Raw genomic sequence first — 22,535 nt, forward strand, 5'->3', positions numbered from 1 at the left:
AGTTCGCCACACTATATAAGGTTAACAGACCCGAGTAGATGAGGGAAAACCTCACACTAAATTCGACGTATACACTGACACTAAACACCAGATTCGTCTGGCTTTTAGTGTTTTCAAAGTTTCAATTTCAGGTGGTTTAAATGTCAATATTTACATTGGTGGAAGATTCAAGCCGCCGAATTCATGTTCAAGTGGCGAGACAAATTGCTCGCAAGATCTTGTCAGGCGAGTTAGAAGAAAATCAAAAGTTACCCAGCGAAATGGAGCTGTGCGAAATCTTTGGAGTGAGCAGAACTGCCCTTCGAGAATCAACTAAGCTACTTTCGGCAAAAGGTTTAATCGAGTCGAAGCCAAAAGTGGGCACTCGTATCAAACCGAGAACACAGTGGCACTTCTTGGACCCGCAATTGCTGTACTGGATCCAAGATTTAGAAGATACTAAACCCTTCTTGTCTCAATTTTTAGGCTTAAGAAAAGCGATTGACCCGGAAGCGTGTGCATTGGCGGCAACCAACGCAACCGTCGAGCAGCGTAAAGAACTCTCTATTCTTTTCCAAAAAATGACTCTAGCGGCTAACGCCTATGACTATGAAGAGTGGACAACGCACGACCACCTATTTCACCAGACGATCTTCTTATCGACTGGCAACCAGTTTTACATCCCGTTCGCAAACATCTTGTCGACAATCTTCAAACAGTTTATCGACCATTCAGCAGAAGGTGGTCGCTTCTGTTTAGAAGAGCATAAAGCAATATACGATGCGATCATGTCTGGCGATGCCAAGCAAGCTCGAATTGCTTCTCAAGTCCTGCTAGACGATGAGAACCAAAAGCTCTCTAGGGTTGAATTAGCCATCGCATAACCGAGATTAACCAAACTGACTTGTTTTTCAAAGACACAAGTCAGTCTTGTTTTAGCACCCATTTTTTAACCATCAACTACCGTAGTGTTTTCTTCTTTAAACGCTCTACTCCGCCACCTCAGAGAAAGCTTACGGTTATACACATAAGGTGTTGTTTGTGTCTTCACAATCGTACGTAAGGAAAAATTTCTCTCTCGCCTGGCCCCTCGCCTTAAACGGTATCTTGATGCAGTCGATGTTGATGATCGACACACTGCTTGTCTCTCCTCTTGGTGAAATCCCTTTAGCTGCAATGGGGATTGCGACGACTATCGTTGCCTTTGTACTGGGAATTCAAATGGCGCTGGCAAACGGTACTCAGTTAGTATTAAGCCGCGCAGTGGGCTCTGGCATCGCCGCATCATTATCTAAAGCATTTTGGGCAGGGTTATTTATCAACCTTGGCGTAGCAACACTATTTTGGCTTCTACTTACTTTTTTCGAACAACCCTTGATTCAAGCTTTAACAGATGACGCTTCCCTTCACTTAGAAATCAGCCGCTATCTAGACATCTCGAAATACATCGTTATTTTTACCGCGTTAACGCAGGTGATCATTGCTTTATTTAATGCGCTAGGCAGAACTAAAGTCCCATTCAAAGGTTACTTAATTGAACTGCCTATCAATGCTGTACTCTCATATGTGCTGATTCATGGTTTTTCTAATTTTGAAGGGATTGGAGTACAAGGCGCTGCATTAGGCAGCATTATTGCAATAACGATCCGCTTGCTGTATTTGGTTTTGTGCGTGCATTTAAGCTCAGCGATTTCACTCAAATTAGACGCTCAGCGCTCTGAATTCTTTACCAACGTTCGCCGTCACTTTATCGAAATATTCCCTGTAGCAGCGAACGTGACCATGCTTTTGATTGGCGCAACGATATATCAATTGTTGTATTCGCAACTTAACATCAACGCTTACGTAGCGATTACTTTGGTGATGCCTTGGATCAGGGCTGTCTCTCAATTTATTACCGCTTGGGCTCACTCTTCCGCGATTACTATCAGCCAAGCGATTGGCTCCAAAAAGATGGATGACCTAGTCAAAAACGTCGATACCAGTATCGATATTGCAGTCGTCATTTCTTTCGTTTGTGCACTCTTATTCGCAGGATTAAGTCTGGTCATTGGTGACATTTACCCGAACTTGGATGAATCTACCTATCAAGCATTGGCCGTTATCGCCCCACTCTACATATTCTTGCCAATTGTTCGTGGCTACAACACGGTTCATGGGAATGTACTAAGAGCACTAGGAAAAACGACCGCAGTCTTCAAAATCAACTTTACTGGTCAATGGGTAATTTCAATTCCATTGTGTGCATTGATCATCTTTGGTTTAGATGGCTCTATCTTTTGGGCCTTTGCTATCCAACCATTCGAAGAAGTCGTTAAAGCTTTCCCATTCCGTCATTTGGCTCGAAAGTCTCTTAAAGAGTTTGATGCCGACAAAGCTAAAGAGTTGATGTATGACTAAACTCCGTATCGAGTTGCCGTCCTAAAATCTTCCCACGCGTTCTGAATACAACCTTGTCTTTTGACAAGGTTGTATTGTTTTAGCTGTACCATTCATTGGTAGGCTTCAGCACACCCTCATTGATACCAAGGTCACATTAATACCAAGGTCATCTTAAAACTCATATAAAACAAAAAGACCACTCAACATTCGGTTAAGTGGTCTTCGAAAATATTCCTTAAGGACTGCGTCTAGCTAGCCTATTGGTTATGCTATGTGCTATTTACCGTTCAACTTAAGCGCTGAGAAAGTCACACTGTTGTAATCGCCATTCTTTTTATCGACAGCGAAATCGCCAGTACCGCCACAACCTGGCCCCCATACAGGGTGAGAATCGCTCACGCTACATTGGCCGTATGCGCCCGCTTTGTAATAGAAATCATCTTCAGCATAACCCGTTGGTGAATCAAGCTCATCAATACCCTTGCTCAGATCGATTTCATACTTAACCGTATCGTGACGTTCTGTTTCAAACGTTAGGTACATCATGGTGCCTTTCACTTCCACTTTGTAGCTAAACTCTTCACCAAGAGCAATGCCTGCTTCACCCGGTTCCGCTGGGTTTTCCCAAGTGTTACCCCACACTGGATAAGCGATATCGGCACGGTTAGGATCTTTTTTCTCTAGGTTACGCTCATAGTTCCAAAATACTGAACCCATTTCTTGGCCAGGAAACTTCTTATAGAAGATCTTTAGTGGTTCATTACCATGCCCGTAACCAGTTCCAGCTTTGATTAACTCATTATGTTTTTTAGCGTGAATCTGACCAACAACCACCGAGTGAGCTGGGTACTTTTCTGGGAACTTAGCGTTAACTGAGACGTGATTAACTTTTAATGTCGCTTCTAATGTTCCGCCAACAGCACTGTATTCACTAGCCGCTGGGTGACTCGACAGTGCCCACTGGTTTCCTTTATCAGCCGTATCGATAGAGAAATCTGCGCCTCTTGGCATTTGTCGTAATTCAGAACGCGCATTCTTCGAGTTTTTCGTCGTAATCGCTTGGTTCTGCACTTCAAATACAAGGTTGCCGTCTTTATCAAGATGGAAGAAATCACTATGTGAGTAGCTCATCATGGCTACCCCTTCTATTTCATCAACACGACCATCTTCATTAATATCTGAAGGTATGGTTATTTTCCAATTATGCATATCGAATTTATCGGCAGGTACGGGGTAAGAAACACCGTTATTTGCGAAAGTAACCATTGGTACAGTCGCTAATAGCGCCACTGCTAATATGTTTTTCTTAAACATGACTCATCCTTTATTGTTAACAGATACCGAGTACACACTCAGTACAGAAACCACTTTTGAACACGAATTAGTACTAAATATTTTCTCTTCGACTTAAATAAGCCAACCGATAAATAGAATTTACATTTAGCCATTTTGTAACTTTTATTAAACATCTGGCTATGGTTTATATTTATGCCTCTCAACATGCTCCCTATGTTTAAGCCACGATGGTTAAAATCATCATTATTAACATATAGAAACACTTAATATTTGTATTATTTTAACACATGCAAAAAAGTGAGTTTCTAAGGTTTGTGAATATGAGAAGTACGTCATGATTGATTTAATACACAAGCCCTAAATTGAGATATTCATAACATTTAGCTATATATTTGGGCCATTAGTCAGAACTTTTTGATAGATCTCACAGAAATCTGACTCAATAATAAATACCATATTTGTCATACATTAATTTAATACCATGTAAGGTATTGGTTTGTGAGCCACGGGTACATTGGATGTATCCAGAATAAAAAAATAATAGTGAGACAAAGGTATGAATTCTGTTACAAAAATTTCTGCAGCTGTTGCATGTACTCTTTTAGCGGGCACAGCTACTGGTGCATCTCTTGATTATCGTTACGAGTATCGTGCTGCGACGGATTATACAAAAACAAATGGCGACACGGCTCACGTAGACGCTCGCCATCAACACCGAGTGAAGCTAGGTGAAAGCTTTAAACTGTCAGATAAGTGGAAGCACTCAACGGGCCTTGAAGTTAAATTCCATACTGACGATTCTTACTACGACGCAGATTCTGGCGAAGTTAAATCAGCGAACAGCCAGAGTTTTTACGGTGGCAATTGGTACATCTATGGTATGGAAATCGATAACACTGCGACATACAAAATAGATAACAATTGGTATCTACAAGTGGGTATGCCTATTGCTTGGGATTGGGATGAGCCTAATTCTAACGATGGTGACTGGAAAATGAAAAAAGTCACTTACAAACCACAATTCCGCGTTGGTTATAATGCGGATATGGGATTAACGACTGCCATTCGTTACCGTCACGAGTATGCTGATTTCCGCAACCACACTCAATTTGGTGACAAAGATTCAGAGACTGGTGAGCGTTTAGAGTCAGCACAGAAATCAAAAGTCACACTAACGGGTTCTTACAAAATTCAATCTCTACCTAAACTTGGCCTTTCTTACGAAGCTAACTATGTAAAATCGCTAGATAACGTACTTCTATATAATAGTGATGATTGGGAGTGGGACGCAGGTTTAAAAGTAAACTACAAGTTTGGTTCATGGAAACCTTTTGCAGAAATCTGGTCATCTGATATCAGCTCGTCTTCTAAAGATCGTGAAGCTAAATACCGCGTTGGTGTTGCTTACTCATTCTAATAATAAAATAGTCAGAATATAAAATAGCCCTCTCCTCTTGTAATTTATTTGGGCATATTTTAATTACTTTATTTTAAATAATAGGATGTTCTAATCAGAATTAGCTTCATCCTAATAAATATTTAACGACTATTCATTATCTATTTCTTATGTGATTTACATATGGATTTAATATCATAAAGAGAATATTTTATGCAAATTTCTAAAGTCGCTACAGCTGTCGCTCTTTCGACAGGTTTATTATTTGGTTGTAACAGTGATGGTTTACCTATTCCAACAGATCCAGGCGGAACAGACCCTGTTGAACCTGTTGAACCTGTTGAACCTGTTGAACCTGTTGAAGTTTACTCTATAGAAAACGTCTATTGGGATCTGACAGGTGGTGCTGTTGCTGCACAGTCACTCAGCGGAACTTCACCATATCGCTTTGATAATAATGAGGAAGGTACTCGTACTCTAAGCATTTACAGTGGAGACGTAGCTAATGGCTTCACTTTTGAGAGTTCAATATATACTGCTGAAGAAGAAGGTGTTGTTTCCTTTGAAGGTAAGGACTGTACTTACACAGTGACTGAACAACAGCTAGATATGACCTGTGAAAAAGATGACGTAGAAACAGCTTACTCAGCAACAGAGATTACAGATGAATCTGTTATAACTGCATTAGAAAATGCCGATGATGGAAAACCTAAATCAGTCGATGATGTGAACGCTGCGATTGCATCAGCAGAAGATGGCGCGACTATTGATTTATCATCTGAAGGTACGTTTGATACCGGTGTTATTGAGCTAAATAAAGCTGTCACAATTGATGGTGCTGGTTTAGCAACCATTACCGGAGATGCTTGTATTGATGTCACTGCACCCGGTGCAGGTATCAAAAACATGACTTTTGCTAACGACAATTTGGCCGGGTGTTTTGGTAGGGAGTCAGCTGGTACTTCAGATAATGAAACTGGTGCGATCGTTATTGGTAAAATTGGTAAAGATTCAGATCCTGTAGCACTTGAAAACCTAAAGTTCGATGCAAACGGCATTACCGAAGATGATCTAGGTACTAAAAAAGCAAGTTGGTTATTCTCTCGAGGTTACTTTACATTAGACAATAGCGAATTTGTCGGTTTAAGTGGCAGTTTCCAAAATAATGCAATTCGTATTAACTGTAGTAGTGACAACGGGCGATTTGGTTCACAAATCACAAATAATACATTCACTATTAACTCTGGTGGTAGTGATGTGGGCGGAATTAAAGTTGGTGATTCTAGCAGTGCCGTCATAAAGAATAGTGATGATAACCTTGGTTGTAATGTCACTATCGAAAGCAATACGTTCAATGGTTACAAAACCCTACTTTCAGCTGACAACGGTAATGATATAAGAAATACAGCCATCTACGCACAACCATCTGCAGTGAACACTGCGGCAGGTAAAGAAAATATCTTGAACTAAGACTAAGAATATCAAAACAGACAAGTTGACTTGCTGTTTGCTTACCTTAGAACCTGACTTATTCAAAGCCATAGCAACTGCTATGGCTTTTTTTATTTTTAAAACACAGAGCTTATGACACGATTAAATTTAACAAACCAAATATCTATTTTATTAACTCTAATTAAAAACCAAAATAACTCTAGTGCTAATTGTCATTCTGTCTTTCTACTGATCTAGCCCTCTCAAAGCCTGTATCGATCATAGATAGACAAAGTCTCTCAGTTCTATACTAATCCTACAAATTATTATTCAGCGTCACCGTACAACTACAATCAGGGCATTTACGGCCTGCAAGTAACTAACGCTAAAGCGCATAACCTTGAGCTGTTAGAGTCGTTTGATCATCGACTTGAGCCCGCCTAGTATTTCATAAAGCATTGGAACCAATAGAATGGCTAACCCTACCCTTCTAATTATGAAAGAGTTAGAGCACTATTTATGGCTGTTGCTAGGAGCCTCACTAAACAACCCAAGAGTGACGGTTTCAAGAACAGTATGGGTAGTCAGCCGAGCTAACGCTTATTAGTAAACCACGCACATAATACGTTCGTGCATTGGCAAAGCCTTGAGAACAAGGTCAAAGTTTTCGAGCTATGGTGATTCCGATAAACATCACGACATTATTTGGGTTTGAATCCGCGACAGGCTAGCCTATTGGTAACTGAGATTAATCATGAGCTAGGTTAATTGTGATCGGCGCTTGGGGGGTAATAGTGACTGATAATGACTAAAGTTAATACTGAATGAGCTTAATGATAATGTCTTAAACTCTGTGCAACTGATAACTACCCCTCTCCTACTCAATTAAATCATACGCTTAAGCCCAACCAACAGCAGGCACAAAAAAGCCTCCAAACCCTAAGGCTGGAGGCTATTGCGATAGCTTTAATATTAAGTGTTATTCGGTTAGATTACTTTTGGTATTGATCGTGCGATACATCTAGCTGGTAGAAAGTCGCTTGTGAGTAATCGTCTAGGTCGCCGCTGATGTTTTGGTTGTAAACACCTGCTTTGAAGTACATGTACTTGCCGCCAACATCGTAACCGCTGTTACTCATATCAACCACTTGTTGTACGTCGTCATGACCTTCACGCATTAGCGTTACGATCAGATCGTGGCCTTTCACTTCGATGCGGTAGCTGAATACCTCACCAAGTGCGATACCATCCTCACCCACTTCTGCTGTCATGCCACCAACAAGTGGGTAGAAGTTCTCTTTAGTACCGTTTTGACCTTCGTGTGCAAAGTAAACCGCACCAGTCGCTTGGTTTGGCAATTTACGGTAGTACAAACGAATTGGCTCATCGTCTTTGTCGTGAATTTGACCAATGATAAAGCGACCTACTTCATTCGCGTTACCCGTTGTGGTTGCATGGTCAATCTTCAATGTTGCTTCCATTACGCCATCAATGCCAGCCGCCGCTTTTAGGTCAGCTTCTGGTGCCGTTGAGAATACCCAGTTGTTCTTGTTAACACCTTGGGTTTTGATCGACTGGTCACCACGACGCATCATTTCACGTAGCTCAGTACGAGCATACTTAGTGTTTGCAGACGTACGCACACCTTTTACGTAAGATTTGAATACCATGCCGCCATCATCAGCAGTGTAGAAGATCTCTGGGTGCTGGTAACCGTTTGCAAGGTTCCACTCAGAAACGTCATCTGGCTTGCCATTTTTGTCATGATCGAATGGTTGAGATAGGTACCAGTGAGTCAAGTCAAAGTTTTCGCTTGGTGCATTACCTGCAAGCGGTGTTTCAGGTAGGTTAGTCGGTGCTGGCATCGCAGTACGTGTTTGGCACTCTACGGTTGTATCACAAGGGTAAACCGCTGGTGCACCAAAGTTACCGGTACGCAAATCTTTGCGCGCTTCTTTAGCGGCTTTTTCTGCTGCTTTCATTTCAGCGATCATTGTTTGCTCAGCGGCAACCACTGCTGGCGTGATGATATGGCTTGTTGGACAAGCGTTAACATTACAGTTAACCGCCGCCAACTCAGTCAAGCTGTTCCAACCGTTTTTAGTGTTACCGTGACCCACGTATCTCACGTAGCGCGCTTGTACTGCTGGCTCGAATTGGAAACGCTCTAGGCCGATCGCTTTACCTGAGCTCAGTTGGTTTTCAAGTACGGTTGTCCAGGTTTCACCATCGACACTTACTTGAATATCAAATTTAGACTGACGCTCATTACCTTTACTGAAAGCGGCCTGAACTGCGTCAAACTCTTGTACAGAGCCGTAGTCTAGCATTGCCCACTCGCCGTCACCCGCTGAAGACCAACGCGTTGTAAGATCTTGGTCAAGAAGAAAATCTGGGCCGTTACCATCGTGGCTGCTTGCAGTAGCTGCAACTGGCATCAGTAGAGCTTCACCCGTTTCTTTGTTGTTCGGAAACTCAACCGTTGGTGTTGTGCTTGTACAACCCACCGCTAGTAGGACAGAAGAGGCAAGTAAGCTTTTTAGAATCGTTTGTTTCATATTAAACCCATTATTATATTACAAAGGCAGCGCTTGTAAGTGAAATCAAAGTCCGCGAACTCCTGTTATTAAGTGATTTATATTTGGATGTTTGCGAGAACATAAAAATCTTACGTAATCTTATAATACAAATAAAACGTTTCATTGAATAAATGAGACTGGGGACACTTTCTGCTTTATCCATATATTAACTGGATCACATTTCTTATTGACAAAATAGAGAGTAGATAAATTTTGGATCAGCATCTCGTCTAAGCGACGATAATTTTTGGTGGCTATTCACCGGGAAGTTGATCTCGTTATTTAAATTAAAGTCACCTAACCCATTACATTTGAGCACAAAAAAAAGACCACATTGTTAACAACTGATGTGGTCTTTTAATTACGGTTTTTATTTGTTAAACCAGCGCGAGTGTTAAAGCAGCGCGAGCTTAATAATGGGCCGCTCTCACAGAGCTAAAACTCACATCAAATATCTCACCGGCGTACTCGCTGTCTGGCTTAAATTGTGGGTAGATACCCGCTTTGAAGTAGAAAGCGATGTCGTTAGAGGCCCAATCTTGAGTTAAAGAAACGGTTTTGCCATCTTTATCTTGGTAATCCTCTCCCCAACCGATTGAGTGCGAAACCGTGTTGGTGCCATCTAAATCGTGGGTCGCAAGGTAAATACCATCTTGGTCGGCACGAATCGTATAGCGCCACTCTTCACTGGCGGTGTAAGTTCCAAGCTCAACGCTGAATGGCTCACAGTGGCCGCAACTTTGATTGTTGCGTTCAAAATCGTCATTCAGTATCACTCGTAACCGGCTTACCCTCACCTTCCCAAAGCAATTTGACCAATGCTTGATTGATCTTCCAGCCATGGATCTGACCGAGCACTACTTTTGGGTCTTGGCCGTTGATGTTCGGGTAATCTTCAATTCGCAAGCTTGCCGTTAACTCGTGACTGGTTGTGTTGGTTCTGGTGTCGTCCAAATACCAACTGGTATCTTCATCACTGGTGCTGCAATCTGGCTGGTCGTTGCTCTGGTACAGCTCTCTTAATTCGGAGCGGATGTAGTTAGAATTCACTGTCGAGGTGCCATTGCCCATATCGGCTCTAAAGTGCATTCTTCCTTGATCGGTATCGAAATAGGAAAGGCCGATACTGCTGTCGTATACATCACTGTCGTTTGAGAGTAGATCTTTACTCGATTCGCAGCGCGCAGGCTCTAACTCAGCTGCACTAGTGCCGCCACTGCCATACCAAGTATCTTTGCTGGCAGGAATCGTTAACTTCCAGTCATTGATATCCCAGTCGTTAGCGCCATCCATTTGAGTCGTCGTATACCTCAACGCCTGAAAGTAAGCGGTCGCTTCACCATTTTCAAACTGGTTGTAGATCCCGGCTTTGAAGTAACTCAATAGGTGCTGCCAATAGGCGATATCTTGAGCTACTTTGACTTCATCATTCACTTTTATTGACAGTGTATTTTCATAAACGCTCAAATCAAACTTCGTAAAGCTATCAAGATCGGCTTCGCCTAAATCGTAACGATTATAAGAGGTGTTGTAACAGTCTGAAGAGTCGTCAGCGCTACTACAATCAATAGCATTGTTCTTCATTACTGCCCAATAGTGGCCCGTAATACCGTTTCGCTCTTGCTCCCAAACGACACGCAACAGTGGATGAGGGATGTAGCCTGTGCCGCTCTCATCGGTGCCTTTATTGTGTATCTGTAGCAGCGTCACTTCATCATGATCGGCAGGAGAGCTAGCCATTGCATGCTCAATGTCGGGCAAGCTGATCTCGGCATACAGGCTTCGCCTTACACCCGCTTCGTTGATATCAAAATTTTCACCTTCACGGACTTCTGAGCGCATCTTATAGTTCGTCATTTTGAAGATAAGATTTTCCGTCTCTTCATCAGCATAAAAATAATCACTGACATAACCATCGAAGTTACCATCTTTGACTTCAGAGGTTTTATTGCCCTCCTCTCCATTAGGATCAGAGACCTGAAGATCTGAGCTGGAAAGGATGTTTTGATACTTGGTAATATCATAGGGAGCAACAACACCAGCGGGCATTCCTGGGTTATTGGTATCGGAAGGATCACTGCTGTCACTGGAGCTGCTTCCACCGCAGCCATACGTAAGCGAAGCGAGTACTACAACGAAGATTGGCTTATTCACATTTATCTCACTTATCCATAAGAATAGAGTGACAATGTATATTTGTACTATTTTATGTCAATTATATATTTATCAGAATGTGAGATGCGGCAAATGAAGTGGGATGAATGAGTATTGCGTAGAGTTAGACTCAAGAAAAACGCAGAAAGGCCACTCTAAACTCGCAAGCTATTGAGTGGCTCTCAGATCAACAACTAAACTTAGTATGTTGATTTTTAAATATAAATATTAGAAAAGTTAAACCTTAAAGCTGCTCATCAAGTCACTAACGCTGCCGTTAAGTGTTTTGATTTCTGCTGATTCAATCAACTGATCTTGGCTTAGCTTATTAAGCTCCTCAACAAAGCTTTCAATCTTATGCATGTTCTTAGCAATGCTCTGAATAAGGGCGTTCTGCTCAACAGACGAACCCGAAATATCGTTATTAAAACGACTTACCGTTTCCATCTGTTCCGTTAGCTTGGCCAACATATTTACCGCTTGAACCACTTGGGCACGCGTCATTTCACAGTTACTTTTGGTCAACTCAATCGATTTAACCAAACCATCTGATTTAGACTGCAAGCCAGACAGCGCTTCATCAATTTCAGAAGTACTGATTTGAGTTCGGTTGGCTAACGCACGGACTTCATCAGCAACCACCGCGAAACCTCGGCCATGCTCACCCGCTCTCGCCGCTTCAATTGACGCATTCAATGCCAGCAAATTAGTTTGTTCCGCAATTCCTCCAATCACAGACACGATAGACTGGATGCTCTGCGTTTCATTCGCCATTGAGCGAATATCATCAGAGGTGGTGCAGACTTGCTTCTCAAGATCACTGATATAGGTTTCCGTCACGGTGTTAATTTGTTTCGTCTCATCACTGAACACAGCGGCCTCTCTTGCTGCTTCTGCCGCCGACTGAGAACTCTTCTCGACTTCGTTTGATGCTTCAGATAAGCCGTTAATTGCAGAGACCACTTGAACCGTTTCATCAGTGTGAACTTTCAGTACATCGCTGGTTTCTTTACAACCTTCACGAATACTCAGTACCTTAGTATCGAGATCCGAGTTCTTAAATTTGACGTCCTTAACCATCTCTTGCAGACCAATGATGAACAAGTTGATGTCTTTGGCGATATGCCCTAAGTCATCATTCCCCTTCTCAACAAGCCTTTGAGTCAGGTCTCCGTTACCTTGAGATAGATCGTGGACGATTTTTCTCAGTGACACGATTGGGCGGTAGAAGCGATTCAGCAGTAAAATCATCAATATCACCGAGCCAAGCACACATGCCACGATAAGGATACGCGCACTCGACATCACGCCATTCAACTGATTGAGCGCGAGTTCAGGATCGATACTAGATATCATGTACCATTCTTTCTGGCTGCCAATATCCACTTTCTTGGCCATCAAAATTCTCTGGTTGCCATCAATCACACCCTCAATGAATTGGTCAGGCTGTTCAATGGCACTATTGAGTCTCATCTGAGTATCTGCAGAAGATATATTGCTTTGCGGAAGTACGTTTTCGACTGTTGAAGCGACCACCATCCCTTTCTCGTCGATAATAATGCCTTTGGCTTCGTAGATACTGTCCAGCTGTTTAAGCTGAGTTTCCAAATCGTCAAAACGTATGTCGGCCATGATGACACGATCTTGGTATGAGTAGGTCACACCGATCATAGGCACTTGAGTACTCTTAGTGAAAAACAGATCACTAAAAGATAAGCCTGATTTCAATTTGGCTTGTTGATACCAAGGTCGAACGGTTGGATTGTATTTTTCTTTTATCCCTACACCGTTAGGAAAAGACTCTGAAGGACGAGAGGTATAAGAACGGCCGTCGTCAAAACCCACCACAATCTTGTCAATGCCACCCAGCTTTGCAGCATAATGCATGAGTGCTTCATTCGGCACTTGGTATGGGGATTTCATGAACTCTTGTGCAACAGAGTTAACGGTATCGATGGTGCGCTGAACGGTATTTTCTATTTGATTAATTTCTATCGTTAACGAGTGATCAATCTCGTTATAAATCGTTTGGTTTACTTGATCAGTCGCCAAGTTAAGCGTGAACCAGTTCGTAAATGCCAAGGCACTGGAACTGACGATCGCCACCATTAAAATCAATTTTCCTTTAAACCCTAGAGACAATTTTGAATTCATAAAACTCATAATCCATATCAACCTATGTCTATTATTTTTATCCGAATGAAATGGTCATTTTTTAGATATTCGAAGATACGGGAAGCAAAACTTGTTCATGCCGTTCCATCGTCACAACCATCAATTTAATTAATATTGTATGTTTAATTTACTGCACTTTCTGTGAGCAATCTTGACATATTAAAACTGGCTAAAATAGCCCTGTGACATAGTTATCATTTATGCGTTTTGACTTTCATCTCATTGAATAAAATCACTATAAATTTGTAAAACGTCCAATTTCATAGTGAAAAGTCATATTTCTGTCGATAATTATCATCACCAGATTTTACTGTCCCACGCTACCTAATAGTATGCAAAAATGAGTCTTAACTCACACTTCTACCAACTAACCATTCACTAAAGGCATTCAATCTTAAAATTTATTTGTAATACAATAAGCCTTAAGTTATGGTGTATTTGAATCATAACTTAAGTTCTTTCTGGATGCTTTTGTTCAGTTCAAAGTGATAATTGAAGCAGCCGCTTTAAGGTCATTGAACTCGTTTAACGTAGAAACTGTCGGGGGATCTCGTTATTCGTTTTTTCACTTTCTATTGATCATTTGTTTTTCCAGACGGCTCGTCCGAACATGCCCATACAGTCACCAGCTGTGTGGGTTTTTTTTACTTTCTTTTCAGACCCGATATACGAGCGGTGTTAAGCCATCGCCAACAATCAATTAAGTGCACTGGTTTAAGCTTGCGAGGAAAAGTGAGTGAGTTGGTGCTAGAAGGCTTTGAATTTACAAATAGATATAGATATAGATATAGATATAGATATAGATATAGATATAGATATAGATATAGAAACAAAAATAGGAATTGAGGCAGTAACAAAGTTGAACAGAGTTTTGAGTAGGTGTAGCTGAGGAAGTAGAAGTAGAAGTAGAAGTAGAAGTAGAAGAGTTTAACGAGGGAACAAAGGGTTGGGTATGGCAGATAAAAACGAACCTCGCTGAGGTATCGCCGCCTAAAAAGACAGGCAATACCCTAGCGAGGTCGTACGTCGATTACTTCTCTAGTTTAGCGAAGTAGTCGAAGATTACTGGTACGTCGTTGTTACCCATTCCTGCGTCAACAGCAGCTTGTAGGCTAGTTGCAGTACCTTGAGCAATTAGAGACTCAGTACCTAGCTCTTCACAAAGAGCAAGGAAGTAACCAAGATCTTTGTTAGCGTTAGCAACAGAGAAACCTAGCTTCTCTTCGCCGTCTACTGCGTAGAACTTACAGAATTGCATGAATGGTGAGTTAGATGGACCTGCAGACATGATGTCAAACAGTTGTTGGCCATCAACACCAGCGCGTTGAGCAACAGCGAAAGCTTGAGACATAGTCGCAACAGTCGTCATACCCATGAAGTTGTTTACAAGCTTAGTCACGTGACCAGAACCTAGAGCGCCTAGGTGGAATACGTTTTCGCCTTGCTCTTCAAGAACAGGTTTAACTTTGTTGAAAGTTTCCATGTCGCCAGCAGCCATGATGTTCAGAAGACCATCTTTAGCGTGTGCAGGAGTACGGCCTAGAGGTGCGTCGATCATGCCCGCGCCTTTTTCAGCTAGAGCTGCGCCGATTTTCTTAGTAGAAGCAGGGATAGAAGTACCGAAGTCTACTAATACTGCGCCTTCTTTGATGCCAGCTAGAACGCCGTCTTCGCCGTAAACGATTTTTTCAACAACAGCAGAAGTTGTAAGACAAAACTGAACGATATCACTTGCAGCCGCTAGTTCTTTAGCAGAAGTGAATGCAGTTGCGTTGCCGCGATCTGTAACGCGAGCAACAGCTTCAGCGCTTAGATCCATTACGTTTACGTGGTAGCCGCGCTTTTGCAGGTTTTCAACCATGTTGCCGCCCATAAGACCTAGGCCAATGAAACCGATTACAGGTTTAGTCATGTTCAAACTCCAAATATAGTATTGTATGATTATATGGTCATTATAATAACGACGTCTTTTCCGTTACGCAATAGTTTTAGGGTAATCCTTCAATGCTTAGACGCAAGTTGTGACGGGGATTCACTTTACGAGAAAATATGGTCACGCTTTGTACTTACAAGAGCGATATCCCAATCAAAAAATAACCTATTGATGAAATAATGCACTCTAAATGTCATACGATTAATGAGAATAAGCCACTCCAATAACGATTATTAATCTGCCGTCCCTTTTTTCAGACAAGATTAAGGCTGCCCACTGTCAGTAGTTGACAAATTATTGGAAGACAGTCACTGCCCTAGCCTTAGTAAGGTTTACTGAACACGGGTTTTAAACCAAGTTTTGTCGCCACTTACTAAGCCTGGCACTCTTGCTACTTAGCCTCTAACTAACCAACGCAACCTCTTCCCACCTCGTAGGCTACTGCCTGTTCTGTGCAAACAAAAAAACTCCGAGCTTTCACTCGGAGTTTTTAGTATCTAGCTTCTGTTGCTTCAGCGAATTACAGTTCGATTGAAACCGTTTCACCATCAACATTTAGCATTAGCGTGTTGCCTTCAAGCTTGTGAGACACTTCAACTTGCTCGCCTTCGTTCTTATTAGGAACAAGAAGCGTAAGGATGTTGTGCTCTTTTGATGGCTTGAATTCCACTTCAACGTGACGGTGGATTTCAAGATCTTTGAACTCGTATGGGTCAACTTCGCCAAAACCTTCAACATTCTTAACTGACGTGATGTTATCAGCAGACTCGTTGATGAAGTTTACGTCTAGGTGCGCAACTTCGCCACGGATAGTGAAAGACTTGTCTGCCACGTCGTTTGCGAAAGTTGTATGCATTAGCCAAGTCATGTCTTTCTCTTCAGAAAGCGTTGCCTTGTCTTGCATTACGAATACTTTACCTTGAACAAACCAGACCTTACGCTTGTAAGATTCAATTTCAGGAACGAAGTACTTGTAAGATGCCGTTGCATCACCCTCAACCATCTTCACATCAGATTCAGTGTCGAAATCAGAGATGTTGCCGCCCGCTTCGATACAGAAGCGATCTTGGTGGTTTTCGTAGCCCGTGTTCTTGTTCTCGCCGTACTGACCTTTACCGCCAAATAGTGGAAGGTTCTTAGAGAACGTTTGACGACGCCATTTAGTGTGCATATCAACACCGAAACCACCGTAGTAGCCAGTGATTGACGCTAGCGTTTCACCGAATGCATGCAACGTGAATGCGTTTTGGTCACCGTGAGAGTGGCTGATTGAGCCAAACGGAGAACATTTGAATACCATGTGAATATGGTTATCACGCTCAGTCATCTTGTTGTGGAATGCAGCCCAACCCGTGATTGGGAATACTTTCAACAGTGGGTCATTCGATGGTGCTTTCTCTTCAGGTGCATCCCAAAGGAAGTTAAAGCGAAGATCATCGTAACCGAAGTCCCACCAACCGAAGTTGTAGAATTTGGTGTGTGCTTCAGTATCACGGCCTTTCAGTTGGTTGTAGTACCAAACATACTCAGGCTTCTGGTTAACACCTGCGTAATGCTTGATGTTGTAAGCCAGTTTTAGACCTGGGAAATCACCGATTGAAGACTGGTCACAGAAGCTCGCGCGCTTAGAGTGAACAGGCATGCAGTAAAGCGGGAAATCACCTGTGTTTTCGTAGAATGTTTTGTTGAACATGTCTACGCCACAGTATGCTTTCAATAGATCGAATGCTTCGCCTAGGAATGCAGTTTGTGTGTTCCAGTAGTCCGGACCTTCAGCCCAACCGCCGTCTACACCGCCCCATGGTGGGTAGTGTACTGCGTAGTATTCTAGAGCGTATGCAATGTACTCGCCTGCTTTCGGGTGATCGTGGTAAAGCGCGATACACGTTGGGATGATAGCAGAAGAGATAGAACGAACACCGTGGCTGTTCAGTGGGTTGTTCAATAGATCAACCGTCACTTTCAGGTGGTGCATGATTTCGTCTAGACGCTCAATCAAAGCATCTTGAACTTGCTGACGTTCTTCATCTGTAAAGTAACCGTGTAGCCAGTCGTAACCCCAAGCCATAGCCGCGATAACACGGAAAGCTGCTTCATCGTTATAGCCACGAGAAGTCACGCCTTCTGGATCGTACGTAGACAGTTTTAGAGTCCAAGCTTTTGCTTTAGCAATTAGCGCTTCGTCTTCTTTCACAACACCAGCAATTGCTAGGTTACGTGTCGCGTTCAGTGCCATTTGGCAATCAACGTACATTTGACGCCAGTAAGGACGCCATAGAGAAGCTTTACCTACCGTCTCAGCTGGGTACGCTTGAGGCTCTTCGAAAGGAGCAGTCTCAAGGAACTTAACTGTCGAGTTGTTATAGAAATCATCAAACATGCAGTGAGCTTCATCAGCTTTCACTTTCGCTTTGAATTCTTCTAACTGATCTGCTTGAACAAGAAGACGTGGACGTGCTTCGCTCAAGTTGTCTAGGAATGATAGGTCGAAGTCACGTGTTTGGACTTCGATAGGGAGTAGGTCTACAAGATTACCTGCTGAAGTATCATTCTCCAGCTTCATCTTCCTGATTGCATCAAGAGATTTTTGGTCGCTCATTCTAACTCACTTATTTTTCAAGTTGATTGAAAGGAATTAGCAATAATATACGTCTTATTGTAGGACAATTGAATCTATTTCGGTTCGATTGAACCATTTTGTACAGTTTTCGTGATTTAGGTCAGATATCTTCCACCTGACAGTTTTTCCGTTTCGCAGAACAAAAAATGCGACGCCCTTTCGAGTCGTCGCATTCTATTATAAACGTTTTCTCTATATTAGCTTTCGGTTACTGCTTTCGCTTGCTTGCCGCCGTCATCGACCGCTTTAACCAATAGCACACCAACACCACCAACAATCACACCACAAAGGATAAAGACTAGACGTCCCCACATTGGGTTAGTAAGTAGAGCCATTAGCATGATACCGACACCCGCTACCGCAATCAGTTTACCAAGCATTTCACGCTGTTTGTTATCCAGTACTTTCTGTTCTGCTGACTCCGCAACCAATGGAGTAGACAGATTGCCGAAGAACTTATCAACGTCTGCTTGACGCTTCTCAGTTAATGGCTTGTAGAACAGAGTTGATAGGATGAAGAAACCACCTGTCAGCGTAATGTGAGCAATCAGACCGATAGCTACCTTAACATCAGACCATTCACGGCTTGTTAGCTCTTCTAGACCGAAGATTGAAGACACCATTTCAGCGTTAACAACGAAACCCACGTAGTAAGAAACAAAACCACCAACCACTAGCGTACCCCAACCAGCCCAGTCCGGAGTCTTCTTAATAAAGAAGCCAAGGAATGCAGGAATTGTCATTGGGAAGCCGATCAGTGCGCCTACATACATCATGGTATCGAACAGGCTCAAACCTTTAAGCGAGTTGATGAACTGTGCAATAAGGATGATAGCAATACCAAACACGGCAGAAGTAATCTTAGAAACCGTCACTAGTTCTTTTTCGCTAGCCGTACCTTTACGAACGATTGGTTCATAGAAGTTCTTAACAAAGATACCCGAGTTACGGTTTAGACCAGAATCCATTGAAGACATTGTCGCTGCAAACATCGCCGCAACTAGAAGGCCAACCATACCTGCTGGCATGTACTCTTGTACGAAGTATAGGTAGGCAAAGTCACCCGCTTTCTTACCTGCATCTGGGTAAGCTGCTGCTAGGTCGACACCTTGACCTGCAATGTACCAAGAAGGCATGAACCAGATAAATACACCACAAAGCATTAGCACACACGCTAGTAGCGCCGCTTTCTTCGCGTTCTTTGAATCTTTAGCCGCTAGGTAACGGTAAGAGTTAAGCATGTTGTTAGTAATAGAGAACTGCTTCACGAAGATGAAGAATGCCCAAATGCTGAAGATGCTTAAGTAGTTAATGTTGTTACCAGAAAGGAAAGAACCGCCTTCCGCTACAGGGAAGTTATTCACGATTTCACCAACACCGCCACCTTGAACAACAGCAACAACAGCACATGTCACGGTTACTGCCATGATGATAACCATCTGCATAAAGTCAGATGCAATTACCGCCCATGAACCACCCGTTACAGACATTGCCAATACAACCAAACCGGTAATCCAGATAGTTGCTGTCATGTCGAAACCGAAGATACCAGAAGCGATGATTGCTAGTGCGTTTAACCATACACCGGCAGAAACAACACTGTTTGGCATTGAAGACCAAGTGAACACTTGTTCGTTAGTCGCACCGAAACGCATACGAATTGCTTCGATTACCGTTACTACACGTAGTTGACGGAACTTTGGAGCAAAATATGCGAAGTTCATGAAGTAACCAAATGCGTTGGCTACGAAGATGACCGCTACTGCAAAACCATCGTTATACGCTTTACCTGCCGCACCGGTGAATGTCCATGCACTAAACTGGGTCATAAAGGCGGTTGCACCAACCATCCACCACAACATGTTACCGCCCCCGCGGAAGTAGTCACTGGTGGTACTTGTAAATGTTCTAAACATCCAACCTATCGCAATCAAGAATAGGAAATAAATGCCGACAATAATCGTGTTGAGTTCCATCGTGTATCCTTTGTCCGTTGTATTTTGTTACGAGGACTATAGGAAATCTCAAACTTTATTTGTAGTACAATAATCTAAATAAGTGATGGCGATCTTATTTTGATTGATTAAGTTAATTATATATATGACATAGGATGGAATATGGCCAATCCATTAAGGAAATTACTGGTGTTTGAGATGAAAACTCAAAAAACCAAGACCAAAGAACATCATACCCATTAAAATCAAAGACTTATAAAAAAGCGAGACTTTGCACACTTATTAACAAATACAACCAAACACATATAGATATAAAATTCTCAAAAATAATAAAAGCCAAATCAGAGCTGAATCACCCTCATTTATCACACAATAAACCAGTGTTTTATATCAATTGAGAGTAGCTAATTCTATTAGAATTCTACGTAAGTTACTCAATATAGAAGCCACATATCTTGTTGAGATGATGATGGATTCAAAAGATAAAAAATGAAAAATCATGGATGGTGCATAATTATTTGAGGAGAGATCGAGTGTCTAAAACACAAATCTCGCCGCAATATTCTCTTAATTACGATGGTAAAAAGAACTACCGCTAAACGTATACAAGAAAAATTGCCTTAAGAAAGAGTTAATCGGGAGTGAACCAAAACCGTGCTACACATGGTGCAACACACTTCTTAAAAACAAAAAAAGCATTCACTTGGTATACCTTTTTGACTGGTTTTGATGAACCTATAAATGGTTCATCGGGACGTTTAAGTGGTTCACATAATAGTTGAAACACCCGTTTAGCTTAACGGTGGTTAGCGTCTTGCAGGTGAGCCGCTGACATGTTCGCATATAACTCGTTGTGTTATAGGACGCTCGATTATCAAGCCAAAATTTTCTCCCATATGAATTAACAGAACGGCGAGCATATGGTGGTGAGTTTATATCTAGGAAATCAGCCAAAATAAAACTGGATCTGTGTCCATTTACACCCAGCTCAAAAAAAGACCAGAATCACACTATTTCCGCCAGAATATGGTCAAAACAAGATCGAAGTCTTGTTAGAAGACTTTCACTTGTGATCGCTCCCCGCTTCCAAGTCATCGTTAATTGAAGAATTATTGTCATACAATATTCTATATTCATCTACCAAACGTAAGGACATATGGAATGCGATCAATGAAAGATATCACTCAAGACGCTATCGATATCGTTAAACCCTCTATCGACAAGCTGTTTGAAAGAACGAATAGAAAAGAACTGCATATTGTCGTTATGAATCCACACCTCAAGCCTTGGGAAGCCTCTTTTGAAGACGCCATTCTATATGAAGAGTCGTTAGGAGCTCCTGACAACTGGACAATCAAGTTTGATCACCTTGCCCGTAAGAAAGCACAACAAGCGTGGCGAGAATCGACAAGCAATCTAACACTGCACTCCCAACACCCATCTTCACTACGTGACGAAGACTTACTGTTTTATGGTTCGTTTGTTTACGGAAACGTGGTTGTTGCCTGCAGTGGTGTACAACAATGGTATGACATGCTGATCAGTGGCTGGATAGCGGTAGCTATTGAACAGTTAGCAATGCACGAATACCAAACAGAAAAAGCAGAAAACCCTACAAAAACATATCGCTAATAATTAGAAACAGAAGGTACTTATTATGAGTAAACTATTAAAATCCATTATGCTAGCAGCCGGTATACTTGTTTCTGCAACGTCAATTGCAGCTGACTATCCAAGCAAAAACATTCGCTTAGTTGTGCCATTTGGCGCGGGCGGCGGCACCGATGCCGTTGGTCGTACTCTTGCAAATAGCGCGAAAGACATTCTTGGGCAAAATATTTCAATCATGAACCGTACTGGTGGCGCAGGCGCAGTTGGGATGAGCTTTGGTGCTCAGCAGCGTGCGGATGGTTACACATTAACAGTAGTAACACGTGAAATCGCTTCACTTCCTCAAATGGGTTTGATGCGTCATACCGCTGACGACTTTAAACTCATTCGTTTAGTTAACTTAGATCCTGCGGTCGTATTGGTTGCAGCAGATAGCCCATACAACACGATTAACGACCTGATTAAGGAAGCCAAAGAAAAACCAGGCAGCGTAAAATTCGCTTCAACCGCTGCGCCAAACTTCTACCTAATGTCTCTTGAAAAAGATCAAGGCATTAAATTAAACGCTATCCCTTACAACGGTGCATCAGAAGCAATTCCTGCTGTACTAGGCCATCACACAGACGTCACTATGGTTACTCCTGGTGAAGCTATCGCTCAACTTCGTTCAGGCCAACTAAAAGCATTAGGTGTCATGTCTGAAGAACGTATTCAGTACATTCCAGATGTTCCTACTTTGAAAGAGCAAGGCATTGATGTAGTAACAGGTACATGGCGCGGTATTGGTGCTCCAAAAGATACACCTGATGCAGTAATCGAGAAGTTGGGGGCTGCATTTGATGAAGCAATGGCAAGTGAAGAGTTCAAAACTTTCATGGCGAAAGGTGCAATGACGATTCACAATCTTGATGACAAAGCCTTCACTGAGTTTGTTGCAGAAGATACAAAATCATTGACTCAATTAATTCAATAACCTTTGTTCAGAGGCACAGCTTTTATCAGTTGTGCCTCTGTTACTAGTTTG

General features: G+C 42.2%; 12 protein-coding genes and 1 pseudogene. 6 read left to right on the forward strand and 7 right to left on the reverse strand.

All coding sequences use genetic code 11. The features are described 5' to 3' along the window. Positions 1-140: 140 nt before the first annotated feature. Complete coding sequence (locus BCU07_RS06960; RefSeq protein ID WP_102428439.1) at positions 141-863, forward strand: FadR/GntR family transcriptional regulator; 723 nt, start codon at positions 141-143, stop codon at positions 861-863. A 148-nt stretch (positions 864-1,011) separates the two neighbouring features. Then, a complete protein-coding gene (locus BCU07_RS06965) occupies positions 1,012-2,379 on the forward strand; it encodes an MATE family efflux transporter (RefSeq protein WP_081322222.1) in 1,368 nt (455 codons plus the stop codon). A gap of 258 nt (positions 2,380-2,637) precedes the next feature. On the opposite strand, the gene BCU07_RS06970 is transcribed toward BCU07_RS06965, so the two are convergent. After that, the gene (locus tag BCU07_RS06970; RefSeq protein WP_102428438.1) at positions 2,638-3,675 is read right to left on the reverse strand and encodes a polysaccharide lyase family 7 protein; all 1,038 of its coding nucleotides are present in this window, start codon (positions 3,673-3,675) and stop codon (positions 2,638-2,640) included. A 538-nt stretch (positions 3,676-4,213) separates the two neighbouring features. Here BCU07_RS06970 and BCU07_RS06975 point away from each other — a divergent pair. Beyond that, positions 4,214-5,074, forward strand: coding sequence for an oligogalacturonate-specific porin KdgM family protein (locus BCU07_RS06975; RefSeq protein ID WP_017061471.1), 861 nt, complete (start codon positions 4,214-4,216; stop codon positions 5,072-5,074). Between the two features lie 192 nt (positions 5,075-5,266). Next, positions 5,267-6,523 (forward strand): hypothetical protein, encoded by a 1,257-nt coding sequence (locus BCU07_RS06980; protein ID WP_102428437.1) that lies wholly within the window; start codon positions 5,267-5,269, stop codon positions 6,521-6,523. 953 nt (positions 6,524-7,476) lie between these two features. On the opposite strand, the gene BCU07_RS06985 is transcribed toward BCU07_RS06980, so the two are convergent. The 6 genes and pseudogenes from BCU07_RS06985 to BCU07_RS07010 all read right to left on the reverse strand — a co-directional run bounded on the left by BCU07_RS06985 (position 7,477) and on the right by BCU07_RS07010 (position 19,921). Then, on the reverse strand, positions 7,477-9,042 hold the full coding sequence (locus BCU07_RS06985; protein ID WP_102428436.1) for a polysaccharide lyase family 7 protein: 1,566 nt from the start codon (positions 9,040-9,042) through the stop codon (positions 7,477-7,479). Between the two features lie 431 nt (positions 9,043-9,473). Then, a pseudogene (locus tag BCU07_RS06990) lies at positions 9,474-11,217 on the reverse strand (polysaccharide lyase family 7 protein). Positions 11,218-11,454: 237 nt separating this feature from the next. Then, a complete protein-coding gene (locus BCU07_RS06995; protein ID WP_102428434.1) occupies positions 11,455-13,326 on the reverse strand; it encodes a methyl-accepting chemotaxis protein in 1,872 nt (623 codons plus the stop codon). A gap of 1,096 nt (positions 13,327-14,422) precedes the next feature. Then, positions 14,423-15,304, reverse strand: a complete 882-nt coding sequence (locus tag BCU07_RS07000) for an NAD(P)-dependent oxidoreductase (RefSeq protein ID WP_004733521.1) — start codon at positions 15,302-15,304, stop codon at positions 14,423-14,425. 541 nt (positions 15,305-15,845) lie between these two features. Then, positions 15,846-17,924 carry a DUF4962 domain-containing protein gene (locus BCU07_RS07005; RefSeq protein WP_102394655.1) on the reverse strand — a complete coding sequence of 693 codons (2,079 nt, stop codon included), beginning with the start codon at positions 17,922-17,924 and terminating at the stop codon, positions 15,846-15,848. 218 nt (positions 17,925-18,142) lie between these two features. After that, a complete protein-coding gene (locus tag BCU07_RS07010; RefSeq protein ID WP_102332117.1) occupies positions 18,143-19,921 on the reverse strand; it encodes a sodium:solute symporter family transporter in 1,779 nt (592 codons plus the stop codon). 1,140 nt (positions 19,922-21,061) lie between these two features. Here BCU07_RS07010 and BCU07_RS07015 point away from each other — a divergent pair. Both BCU07_RS07015 and BCU07_RS07020 read left to right on the forward strand, forming a co-directional pair. Next, a complete protein-coding gene (locus BCU07_RS07015) occupies positions 21,062-21,532 on the forward strand; it encodes a hypothetical protein (protein ID WP_016785024.1) in 471 nt (156 codons plus the stop codon). A gap of 25 nt (positions 21,533-21,557) precedes the next feature. Continuing rightward, complete coding sequence (locus BCU07_RS07020; RefSeq protein WP_010438355.1) at positions 21,558-22,484, forward strand: tripartite tricarboxylate transporter substrate binding protein; 927 nt, start codon at positions 21,558-21,560, stop codon at positions 22,482-22,484. The last annotated feature ends 51 nt before the right edge of the window (positions 22,485-22,535 follow it).

The sequence above is a fragment of the Vibrio sp. 10N.261.54.E10 genome (genome assembly GCF_002877735.2).
Classification (GTDB): Bacteria; Pseudomonadota; Gammaproteobacteria; order Enterobacterales; family Vibrionaceae; genus Vibrio; species Vibrio crassostreae_C.